The organism is Sphingobium tyrosinilyticum (genome assembly GCF_042654265.1).
Taxonomy (GTDB): domain Bacteria; phylum Pseudomonadota; class Alphaproteobacteria; order Sphingomonadales; family Sphingomonadaceae; genus Sphingobium; species Sphingobium tyrosinilyticum.
In genome coordinates this window covers 426504-438900 of record NZ_JBHSFZ010000064.1, presented here as the reverse complement: position 1 = coordinate 438900, position 12397 = coordinate 426504, and the positions used below count along the sequence as shown (strand labels likewise).

Here is a 12397-nt window from a genome sequence, read left to right as displayed (position 1 = left end):
CGATGAAGCGCAGGAGCGGGCAGGACCCGGAAATTACCAAGAACTGGCGTCCGGCTACCCTCGCGGTGCGGGGCGGCAGCGCGCGTAGTGAGTGGGGCGAAACCTCCGAAGCGCTGTTCCTGACCAGCGGCTATAGCTACGACCGGGCGGAAGACGCAGCGATGCGCTTTGCGGGCGAGCAGCAGGGCATGACCTACAGCCGCTTGCAGAATCCGACCGTCGAGATGCTGGAAAAGCGCATCGCCCTGCTGGAAGGCGCCGAGGCATGCCGCGCGACCGCAACCGGCATGGCGGCGATGACGGCGGCGCTGCTGTGCCAGCTGTCGGCGGGCGACCATGTGGTGGCGGGCAAGGCGCTATTTGGTTCCTGCCGCTGGCTGACCGATACGCTGCTGCCCAAATTCGGGATCGAGACGACCACGGTCGATGCGACCGATAATGCTGCTTGGGAAGCCGCGGTGCGGCCGAACACGAAGGTCTTCTTCTTCGAGACGCCTGCCAATCCAACCATGGATGTTGTCGATCTGGCTGCAGTTTGCGGCATCGCCAAGGCCCATGGCATCGTGAGCGTCGTCGATAATGCCTTTGCTACGCCCGCGCTGCAGCGGCCGATGGATTTCGGGGCCGACGTCGTCGCCTATAGCGCGACGAAGATGATGGATGGGCAGGGTCGCGTGCTGGCGGGCGCAATCTGCGGCACGGAAGATTTCATCATCAACACGCTGCTGCCCTTCCATCGCAATACCGGGCCGACGCTCAGCGCATTCAATGCCTGGGTGGTGCTGAAGGGGCTGGAGACGCTGGATCTACGTATCCGCCGTCAGAGCGAAAACGCACTAAAGGTGGCAAGATTCCTGGAAGGTCGCGTGGCGAAGGTCCTCTATCCGGGGCTCGAAAGCCATCCGCAGCATGATCTGGCCATGAAGCAGATGGAAATGGCCGGGCCGATCTTCTCGCTTTATGTTGGGGGCGGGCGCAAGGAGGCGCACGGGCTGCTCAATGGGCTGGAGCTGGTGGATATCAGCAACAATATCGGGGATTCCCGATCGCTGATGACGCATCCCGCTTCGACCACCCATTATGGTATGGCGGAAGAAGCGCGGCTGGAGGTCGGGATTACGGAAGACATGCTGCGCCTGAATGTTGGCTTGGAAGACGCGGACGATGTGATCGAGGATCTCGATCGCGCGCTCAAGTCGATAGGCCGTTGACGGACGCGGGGCGAAAGGCGCATCCTTTTCTCGTGAATGCGCTTTTCCCCTTCCACGCGACCACGCGCGACATCAACGTGCATGTGGCCGTCACCTTCCTGCCCGAACAATCGGAACCGGACAGGGGGCGTTGGTTCTGGGCCTATCATATCCGGATCGAGAATGATGGCGACCAGCCGGTGCAGTTGCTGACTCGTCACTGGGTCATCACCGATGGCCGTGGAACGCAGCATCGTGTCGATGGCGATGGTGTCGTGGGAGAGCAGCCGGTGGTGCAGCCGGGCAGAAGCTATGACTATGTATCGGGCTGTCCGCTCAACACGCCCACAGGATCGATGCGCGGCCATTACCACATGATCGGCGCCAGCGGGGAGACGTTCGACATTGCCATTCCCCACTTCGCGCTCATAGCGCCGGCGGTTGCTGAATGAAGCGTACCCACTTGCCGCTTAATGGCCTGCGCGTGCTGGATGCGGCGGCGCGGCACCTGTCCTTCACCCGCGCGGCGGACGAGCTGGCGGTTACGCCTGCGGCCGTCGGACAGCAGATACGCGCGTTGGAGGATCTGCTGGGCGTCGTTCTGTTCCGCCGCACGCCCAAGGGGCTGGAACTGACGCCGGAGACCGAGGCGGGGCTGGAGGCTTTGCGGGCGGGTTTCCTGGAATTTGAAGAAGCGGTGCGGGCTATGCAGGCGGGGCAGTCCAGTTCCTCGCTGACGATCGCAGCGCCGCGCGACATTACCGCGAAATGGCTGCAGCCGCGCCTTGCAAGCTATGCTGCGGGTCAGCCTGACCTGAAATTCGCTCTCGTCGCGGCAGATGAAACGCTGGACTTCACCGAGGCCAATCTGGACCTGGCGTTGCGGCTGGCAGAAGGGCCTGGCGAGCATGAAGGCGTGAAGCTGGGGGAAGCGAGCTTCGTGACCGTCGAGGGTGCGGAGGGAGGCCCTGAACACCGCATCGACTGGCCAGGCTGCCCGGCGGCAAGCGAGCCGGCGACGATCCGCGTCGCCGATGCCGGGCTTGCCATCGAAGCGGCTATCAACGGCTTTGGACGGGCCACGGTGCCACTACTGCTGGCGCAAGCCGATATCAATGCGGGCCGGGTGCGTGCTGTCGGCGACGCGGTGGAGACGCCGCTTGCCTATTGGCTGATCGCGCCCTTGCCGCAATGGCGGCAGAAAAAGGTGAAAGCGTTGATAGAGGCGCTGACTTCCTGATTATCCGGCGGTCTGCGGCTGTGGGGGAGGGGGTGGAATGGCCCATCATGTCTTCAGCAAAAAGCTAGGCTTGGGCGTTCTTCTACTGATTTTTCTGTCACCGCCACTTTGGGCCCAGGCACCCTATGTCGCTGGCGTGACAGAGACACGGGAGAAGGAGTGGCGCACCCTGGTGGCTGCGGCGCAGTCGGCTTATGCGCAAGGGTATGCGGCGGAGGCGGTCGAGGCGGCGCGCAAAGCTCTCGCTTTGGGCGAAGAGCTATTCGGCCCTGATGATCCGCGCACGCTGATCTCGGCCAATGATCTGGCGCTGCCGCTGGAGTCCGCAGGGCAATATCGAGAGGCGGAGCAGTTGTTGCGCCGCGTTTTCGACTCTTATCTGCGCACGCGGGGTGAGGATGATCCGAACAGCCAGACGGCGCTGGAGAACCTGATCGACTTCTATTTGGCGCGCAAACGCCCCGACGCAGCGAGACCACTGGCGAAATATGCGTGGGACACATTTCGCCGCACCACCGGCTCGGCCAGCGAACGCAGCCAGCGGATGGAGAAGATACTGGCGGAAATACCGGGTCTTAGTCTGAGCGCAGGGCGCGAGTGAAGTGTTTCCCGATACGCTAGCACCTTGCTTATATCATTAGCCATAGTTCTTCGGGTGAATTGCTAAACAATCCGCGATTGCTATCCAAGGCCATCCATCGGACGGGGGCGTTTGATTTCCCATATTTGGGGAATTGACCACTACACCGGAAAAGAATCCTATGGGTCGCGAAAGGGCGGGCGATCGGCGGAAGCGCTGGTCGCCCGCTTTGTTTTTAGCGCCTGTGACCAGCGAGACTAAGGCCCGGATGCATTTTCTGAAGCCGGGGCAAGCTCCCCGAGTCGCGTTCCCGGCAACAGATTTGTTAACCTTGATTAAGTTCAGGCTATAGGCTGAACGATATAGATGCGTAAAAACAAATATATCCAAAGCAATAGAGGATAAGTCATTTTTAGGGGACTACTGCGTTATATTGGTTAACAAAAGTTGATTTTAGATGACTCCAATTACTACTGCCTAATAAGATAGCTCATCGGGTCAGAAGCATAAGACAATAGGGTTAATCCGGGGCGGTAAGGACTGGTGGTCCAACCGGCGGGAGATTGCAGACAGGGGGCAATAGCTGATCCGCTAATGCCGTATGTCGGTGAAGATATAATTCCGATGCAAGGCTGCGTTCGGAAATGGTCTTCTGCGCGCTTCTTCGGTCCGTCCCATGGCGACAGGTTGGGATGGAAAGATGGATTTCGAGCGCGAATGGAATGTCGATGCTGCCGCTGACCGCCAGCAGGCGCCTGAGCCGGAACTTGCCGCACTCGCCGCGCGGGTAAAAGGCCATCCCATCCAGCCCGGAACGATGCGCACCGTGACGCCTGGTCCGGACGGCACCGTCGTGCTGCCTGCCGGAACCGACATCAACCACATCGAGGTGGACGGCCGCAACCTGGTCGTCACGCTGCCCGATGGCACGCAGATGGTGATCCTGGATGGCGCGGTGGTCGTGCCGCGGATCGTCGTGGGTGACGTTGAAATCCCCTCCGTCAACCTGGCCGCCCTGTTGATTGGCGAAGAGCCTCAGCCTGCTGCCGGTCCGGCGCGCAGTTCTGGCGGCAACTTCCTGGCCGCCGATGGCGAGGTTGGCGATCCCCATGGGTTGGGCGACCTGCTGCCGCCAACGGAATTGTCATTCAATCAAACCGAAGAGCGCGAGATCCTGCCGATCGCTCCGCTCGAAGATGACGGGCCCGATGGGGAGATCATCACGCCCAATCAGCCGGCCGGCGCTACCAACGCCACCGCGACGGTGAGCGAGGCTGGCCTGGCCGCGCGGGGCGCGGAGCCAGCTGGGTCTGCCGCAGCCGGTGACAGCGAGCGGACAAGCGGCACCATTGTCTTTTCCGCCAATGACGGGCCGTCCGTCGTCACCATTGGCGGCGTGGCCGTCACGAGTGTCGGGCAGACCTTCACCACGTCTTTGGGTGTGCTGACCATCACCTCCATCGAAGATGGCTCGATCGGTTATAGTTATACGCTGAGCGACAATGTCGTAGGTGGGCCGCCAACCGACGTCTTCACCGTGGTCGTCACGGATGCGGATGGGGATCAGGCGACAGCAACCCTGAGCATTTCCATCACCGACGATGGCCCGCAAGCTGTCAACGACGCGGACAGCGTGACCGAAGACGGCCCGCTGGTTGCAGACGGCAATGTGCTGACAGGCACGGGCGGCAGCGATGCAAACAGCTCGGATGGCGTTGCCGATGTGCAGGGCGCAGATGGCGTCACCAGCATCACCACCGGCACTTTCCAGGGTGCCTACGGTACGCTGGTCCTGTCGGCTGGTGGCGGCTACCGCTATGAGCTGGCGAACGGCAATCCGGCAGTGCAGTTCCTGACGCCGGGCCAGACACTGACCGACAGCTTCAGCTATACCATCACCGATGCAGACGGCAGCGCCTCTTCGGCGACGCTGACCATCACCATAAATGGGGCGGACGACGGGGTCACCATAACCGGCTTGACCGATGGACCGGGCGCCAATGGCGCAGAGCTGGTCGTACTGGAAAATGATCTGGCGGACGGCAGCTCGCCCGATGCGGCGGCGCTGACTCAGAGCGGCTCCTTCGCTGTCAGCGGCCCTGATGGCCTGACCAGCGTGACCATGGGTGGCGTGACTGTGCTGGCCAACGGTGCCTTCGTCGCCGGTCAGGTGGTGACGACGCCGCTTGGCACGCTGACCATCACTGGCTTTACTGCGACCAGCCAGCAGGGCGGTGTGCCGACTGCGGGAAGCTTCAGCTATACTTTCCTGCTCACCGATAACAGCCTGGGTCATGGCGCTGCTGGTGCGGATAATGTCTTCCAGAGCTTTGACGTGGTTGCCACCGATCGCAACGGATCGACCGCAGCGGGGTCGATCGATGTGCAGATCGTCGATGACTTGCCGACGGCGCGTGCGGATGTGGATGGCGTCGCTGCGGGCAGCTATGGTCCGGAAGGCGGCAACGTCATCAGCGGCGCTGGCACTGTGTCGGGCGCGGCAGGCGCGGACACGCGCGGCGCGGATGATGCCACGGTTGCAGGTGTCGCCGCAGGGGTGAGTGAAGCCGCGCTGGTGAGCACCTCAACCGTCGGTCAGGGCATCCATGGCCTCTATGGCACGCTGACGCTGAATGGCGACGGCAGCTACAGCTATGTCCGCGACGCGGGCACGCCGGGCGGCGTCAGCGACAGCTTCACCTACACGCTGCGCGACGGCGATGGCGATCTGAGCGTTGCGACGTTGCGCATCGACATCGCCGACAGCGACGTCATGATTATCTCCATCCCTCGCATGGGCGAGGGCACGGTTGTGGACGAGGCCGGTTTGGACGCGGGCGTGGGCGCTGCGCCCGGGTCGAATGCAGGAGCCGATGTCGAGACGACGGCCGGCGTCATCACCTATACCGCGCCGGACGCGCCATCAACGGTCACGATAAACGGCATTCCGGTCGTTCAGGCTGGCCAGCAGATTCAGACCGACAAGGGCTATCTGGAGATCATCTCCGTCAGCGAAGGCCGGATTGAATATAGCTATACGCTGACAACCAACACTAACAATAGCGGCAGCGAGCCCGTCACCGACAGTTTCGAGGTAACGGTGACCGATGTCGATGGCGACAGCGCCACCGACACGCTGGTCATCACTATCCTGGACGATCATCCGACCGCTTTTGCGGACGTGGACTTCGTCAAGGAGGACGGGCCGCTGGTGGCTGACGGCAATGTGCTGACCGGATCGGGCGGCGACGATGCGAACGCGACCGACGGCGTGGCGGACGTTCAGGGCGCCGATGGCGCGAGCGTCACCGGCATTTCTTTCGGCGGTGTCGCAGGCGTGGTGGGTCAGGAGGTCAAGGGTGTTTATGGAACGCTGACGATCCTGGAAGATGGGCGCTATTTCTACACGCTCGATAATCAGAATGGGGTGGTCCAAGGGCTGGATTCCACCGAGACGCTGACAGAGACCTTCACCTACAGCATCACCGATGGTGATAATGACAGCGCCCAAGCGACGCTGACCATCACGATCGAGGGTAGCGATGATGGCGTCACCATCGAAGGGCTGAGCGGCAAGGGTGCCGAACTGACTGTTCGTGAAGACGATCTTCTGAACGGCAGCTCGCCCAATGCGGGCGAACTGACCCAAAGCAACAGCTTCACGCTTACCGCGCCTGATGGGGTAGCCACTGTTACGGTCGGCGGACAGACGATCTTCGCCAATGGTTCGTTCATCGCGGGCGTCGTCATTTCCAACGCCTATGGCACGCTGAAGATCGACAGCTTCATGCCCACGACCGGGGCCGATGGGGATGTGGTCGGCGGCACCATCAACTACAGCTATGTGCTGAACGACAACACGCTGCTGCATGCGGGCGCTAACGATGTGAGCCTCACGGACAGCTTCCTGGTGGAGGTGCTGGACACTGACGGATCGCAGGCAAGCGCCAGCCTGGATGTAGCGGTATTCGATGACGCGCCGGAAGCGCGTGATGACGTCGCGGTGCAGCAGGCGGAAAATGCGGCGGTGCTGATCAATGTCGTGACTGGCGAAGGCACTTTGACCGGTGCTGCCGGCGCCGACACGCTTGGCGCGGACGAGGTGAATCTTGCGGTCGGAGGGCAGTTGGTTCTGACTAGCGGGCCTTCGCAGGGCTCCGCGGTCTATCAGGGCAACGGCGTATTTCTTTATACCCCGGCCGCCGGAGCGATCGGAGAGGACAGCTTCACCTACACCATCACCGACGGTGACGGCGACAGTTCCACCGCAACCGTGACCATAACGCTCGCGGGCGATTCGACGCCCGTGGTGCTGGTGGGCGACCTGACGGTTTCCGAAGCGGGCCTTCCCAACGGTACGCAGTCGGGCGGCAATAGCGAGACCGCCGGTGGCGCGATGACAATCACGACCGGCGGCGATACTTTGACCAAGGTCGAGGTGCAGGACAAGAATGGCGTCTGGCAGGATGTGACCGGCGCCACGGTGGGAACGCCGGTGGTAGTGCAGGGCGCGGCTGGCGCTTTGACTGTCACGTCGGACGGTTTGGGTCATTACAGCTACAGCTACACGCTGGCCGTCAACAATCCCGCGCATCCTGACAACAATGCTTTCGACGGTGACGGCATCAGCGGCGCAGCTGACACGCTGCCCGGCGATAGCTTTGCCGTCCGCGTGACTGATAGCGACGGTGATGTGTCGCCATCCGCCAGCATCGATGTGACGGTGCAGGATGATGCGCCGATCGCGGCGGTTGATGGCGACACGACGGTCATTGAGGGCGCGACGGCGACCGGCACCTGGTCGCAGACGATCGGTGCAGATCAACCGGGCGCTTCGACGGTGGTTGTCGTCGGCGCGAACAGCTATGCGATTGGTACGCCCATCAATACTGGCCTGGGCACGCTGACAGTCAACTCCAACGGCACCTGGGCCTTGGTATCCAACAATAATCTGAACAACGCGTCTGATCCGTCGCTGAGCTTCACCGTCAAGGTGACGGACGCCGACAATGACGTGGCGCAGGATACGCAGACGATCTCCATTACTGATGGCGCAGGGCCGACCGCTGGCGCTCCGCTGAGCCTGCAAATGGACGACCAGAATCTGGCGAATGGCAGCACGCCTGCCGGAGATGATTTCGCTTCGGGCAAGATCAGCTTCACCGCGGGATCGGATGCGCTGACGGGCTTTGCCTTCTCGCAGAACCTCAATTCACTCGGTGGTGGACTGACCTGGAACCGGGTGAGCGCCACGCTGATCGAAGGCTGGGATGGCGGCATTAACACCGGCACCAAGATCATTACGCTGACTCTGACCGCACCCGCGTCGATCGGTGCCGGGTCGAGCGGCGACGTGACGGTCACCGCAACATTGATCGACAATTATGATAGCCATCCCGTGATCAATCAGGATGATCTGGCCGCACTGGGTAGCGTCGGCGTGACTGCCTCCGACCAAGATGGCAGCTCGGCTACCGCGACCGTCAATCTTTCGGTTTCGGATGATATTCCGACCGCGGGTAACGATGGCCAGTTGGCGGTGCTGGATGACAATGCCACGGCCGTCCTGATTGGGACGGTCGCGGGGTTGACGGGCAATGACAGCTATGGCGCGGACGGGCAGGGCTCTCCGGCGATCGTCATCGGCACCGGCAGCTTGGGCGGCACTATCTCCATCGTGAACGGAAACCTGCTCTATAGCTCGCACCATAATGTCGCAGCGCCTTATGCGCCGGTCACCGAGATCTTCACTTACACGATCAAGGATGGCGACGGGGATACGGCGAGCGCTACCTTCTCGGTCCAGCTGACCGATACTGGGCCGTCAATCAACGCGGCGGCAGCGTCGTTCACGGTGGACGAGGACGGCCTGGCGAACGGTATCAGCCTGTCTCAGCCGGGCGATGCCCCGGGCGCGGATGTCGTGAAAACCGGGACTTTGGCGAGCTTCAGCTTCGGCCAGGATGGCCCGGGCGATATCGTGCTCGCATCAGCGAATGATACTGGCCTGCGAACGCTGTCGGGCAATGTCGTGCGCACGGTCTGGGATCCTTCGACGCATGTCCTTACCGGTGAGGACGCCGTAACGGGCGTTGATGTCTTCACCTTGAAGATCACCGACGTTGAGACAGGCGCCTATCGCTTCGAACTGCTCGCGCCGATTCAGCACAGCGATCCGGCGAGTGAAGACGACAAGTCGCTGACCATTGCCGTCCAAATCACCGATGCGGAAAATGAAACCGCAAATGGATCGATCAGCATCGCCATTGATGACGACCGGCCGATCGTAGCGGATGACAATATCGGAACGAGTGAATCGGCTTCGGCGTCCACCGGAAATGTCCTTTCCAATGATCTCATCGGTGCGGATCAGCCAGGCAGCGTGGCCAGCGTCAATAACGTAGCCATTGCGGCAGGGGGCAGCCAGATCATCAATGGCAGCTTCGGCACGCTGACCATCTATTCCAACGGTCAGTATAGCTACACGCCCAAGGCGTCGGTCCCAGCAGGCTCGTTCGACAGCTTCACTTATGTGATGAAGGATGCCGATGGCGATACAGGCAACGCCGTGCTCAAGTTCACTTTCGCCGGTGACCCCAACCTCCCGACTGCTGGCACGACCGCTGCGACCGTGGACGATGATGGCCTGACCGGAGGCAATCCGCTCAGTATCCTGGGCGACGTCAACGCCAATGCTGGCGACGCCGACCCTGCTGCCAATGAGGCCAGCTTCAGCGGAACGCTACCCTTCGCCTTCGGTCCGGATGGTGCGGGCAGCGTGACCTTCGCCAACTTAAATGGACAGACCGGCGTAGTGGGTGCGGACACAGTTCTCTACAGCTGGAATGGCACTACGAATACGCTCACAGCGACAATCGTCGGCGGCCGGGGCACCGACTTGTTCAAGGTCGCCGTCAATCCCGGGACCGGAGCCTATACGGTCACGCTTCTGGACAACGTCCTCCACAGCACGGGAGGAAACGAAAATAATGCGTCTGTGACCTTGAATTATCAGGTGACGGACAGCGACTATAACGCCAGCACCAATGCAGGTTCGCGGGCGATCGGTCAGCTCGGCATCTCGTTCAACGATGACATGCCGAGCGCCTTCACCCCGGCTGCGGGATCGGTGCAGAACAACGATAGCCCGGCTACCCTGTTCAACCTGAACTTCGCCAATGTGGCAGGCGCAGATGGCGTGGGTAATGTGCTCTTCAACATTACGGATGGCGCCCCCGCCAAAGATACAGGCGGCGCGACGCTGCGGTTGAATGGCGAGGATCTGTTCATCTACGGGAACGGCACCAATGTACTCACAGCCAAGACCGCAGATGGGGACATCGGCTATACCATCACGCTGCAGCCGGGGACGGACAAATATCTGTTCGACCTGCACGGGACGATCACCAACGGCAGCGAAATCTCGATCAGCAGCTTCAGCGCAGCGAAGGCAGGCAACACCGATTATCGCGGACTGGGCGTGGATACGACCGACGCCATCGACGTGCTGTTTTCCGGCCGGGGATCTTCGGGTGCGCGGGGCTCCGTCAACACCGACAGCGATTCGATCGGCATCAACAATCAGTCGGTCAATCCCGATGAGGCGGTGCGCATCGATCTGGTCAAGACGCTGACCAGCAGCGGGGGGGGCACCACCGGCTTCGCCTATGCCGATCACCAGAGCGTCATCAGTTTCGAACAGAAGATTGCGCAGGTTGGCGGCAATCCCAACAACATGGTGTCGATCAAGGTCACGGCCATCGATGCCGATAACGATCAGGATCTAGGCTTCTCATCGACGACCAATGAGGCCGGCGAGTCTTTCGTCGGGATCATCAAGGTGGTCGTGACCGACGTAAGCACCAATAGCGTCTATACGTTCACACCGGGCGGCCTGAGCACGCAAGGCGCGATCGGCGTCACCTTCTCGTCAACAAGCGTGACCATTACCGGCCTTCAGGTGAACGACACATATGAGATTGTCGGCGCCAAAGGCTTCGACGCGGTGCTCGTGGAATCGCCTCATTCCAATAATGATTTCGATCTTGGCGTATTTTCCGTCGAGACGCTGAACAGCGGCGCGCCAATCAACATCAATCATGCGATCGTCGCGTCGGATGCGGACAACGACAGCGTCAACGCTTCGGTGAGCGTCACGCTGACGCCAGTCGCGCCGCCTGCGCCGCCTGTCGCGATCGACCTGGACGGGGATGGGTTGGAGTTTGTCGGCCTGTCGGCGGGCGTGCAGCATGATTATGGCAGCGGCCTCGTCAACACGGCGTGGATGGCGTCCGACGATGGGCTGCTCGCCCATGCGGTCGGCGGGTCCTATGACATCGTCTTCGCCGACGACGCACAGGGTGCGGCCAGCGATCTGGAAGGGTTGCGCCTTGCTTATGACAGCAATGGCGACGGCGTTTTCGATGCCAAGGATGCGGCCTTCGCCGAGTTTGGCGTGTGGCAGGATGCAAATGGCAACGGACAGGTCGATGCTGGCGAGTTCAAGTCGCTGACCGACGCCGGGGTCGCCGCCATCGAGCTGACCTCCAACGGTGTGAGCTATCAGGCCGCAGGCGGCGATGTCACGGTGCTGGGTGAGGCGAGCTTTGTCCGGACTGACGGCAGCAAAGGCACGATTGGCGACGTCATGTTCGCGACGGCTAAGGCGACCGACGCAAGCAAGACGGCGGATAGCAGCAGCAGTGGCTTCAACCAGGCGCTGGTCGCGGCCAGCCTGGTTGCCGTCGCAGGTGCCGTCGAAGTGATCGAGCAGGAGCAGGCTCCGGTCATCGACGCAAAGGATGCGCCGCTGACTGAAACGGCTCCGGCGAGCACGACGTCTGTCGAGGCCGAGACGACGCCGCAGGATAGCGCGCCAACGTCGGTGACTGTGGAGGATCAGCCTTCCCATACGGTCGAACAACCGGTGGAGCAGGGTCACCATGGCGGCGACGAGGCCGCAACGGACCATGTCACGCTGGCCGATGCAGACGTTGGTCCGGCCCCAATGATGGACAGCGCGGATGCGGCGCAGCCCGATCTTGGCGATCATCAGGGGCTGCTGGCCCAGTCGATCGATTTGCCCGCCTTCGATGGCAACGCAGCGCTGCTTGCGGTGTCGCATGAGGCGGCTCCGACGGCACTGGCGGAGGTCGTGAGTGAAGCGCTCGGTGCGGCTGATGCGCCGCATATCGACACGCTGCTCGCGGCGCTGCCGGGCGGCGATCATGCGCCGGTCATGCTCAATCCTGTCGCGGCCGAACCGATCGACAGCGGCCATATGGCGGCGGCTGCAGCGGCGATCTTCGAGGCGGCGATCGCTGCGCACGAAGCGATGGCCGTGGCCCATGGCTGATGAGCGAACAAAACAATTCAGGGACTCTCGCG

General features: G+C 61.8%; 5 protein-coding genes. All 5 read left to right on the top strand.

All coding sequences use genetic code 11. The annotated features are described in order from the left end of the window. The first annotated feature begins 2 nt into the window (after positions 1 to 2). The 5 genes from metZ to ACFO3E_RS19590 all read left to right on the top strand — a co-directional run bounded on the left by metZ (position 3) and on the right by ACFO3E_RS19590 (position 12365). A complete protein-coding gene (gene metZ, locus ACFO3E_RS19610) occupies positions 3 to 1211 on the top strand; it encodes an O-succinylhomoserine sulfhydrylase (protein WP_066527806.1) in 1209 nt (402 codons plus the stop codon). A gap of 32 nt (positions 1212 to 1243) precedes the next feature. Further along, positions 1244 to 1642, top strand: a complete 399-nt coding sequence (gene apaG, locus ACFO3E_RS19605) for a Co2+/Mg2+ efflux protein ApaG (RefSeq protein WP_066529336.1) — start codon at positions 1244 to 1246, stop codon at positions 1640 to 1642. Next, positions 1639 to 2430 carry a LysR family transcriptional regulator gene (locus ACFO3E_RS19600; RefSeq protein ID WP_066527808.1) on the top strand — a complete coding sequence of 264 codons (792 nt, stop codon included), beginning with the start codon at positions 1639 to 1641 and terminating at the stop codon, positions 2428 to 2430. Before apaG ends, ACFO3E_RS19600 begins: the two co-directional genes overlap by 4 nt. Positions 2431 to 2467: 37 nt before the next feature. Continuing rightward, complete coding sequence (locus ACFO3E_RS19595; protein WP_082919624.1) at positions 2468 to 3031, top strand: tetratricopeptide repeat protein; 564 nt, start codon at positions 2468 to 2470, stop codon at positions 3029 to 3031. 679 nt (positions 3032 to 3710) lie between these two features. Next, positions 3711 to 12365, top strand: coding sequence for a beta strand repeat-containing protein (locus tag ACFO3E_RS19590; RefSeq protein ID WP_082919674.1), 8655 nt, complete (start codon positions 3711 to 3713; stop codon positions 12363 to 12365). Positions 12366 to 12397 lie beyond the last annotated feature (32 nt).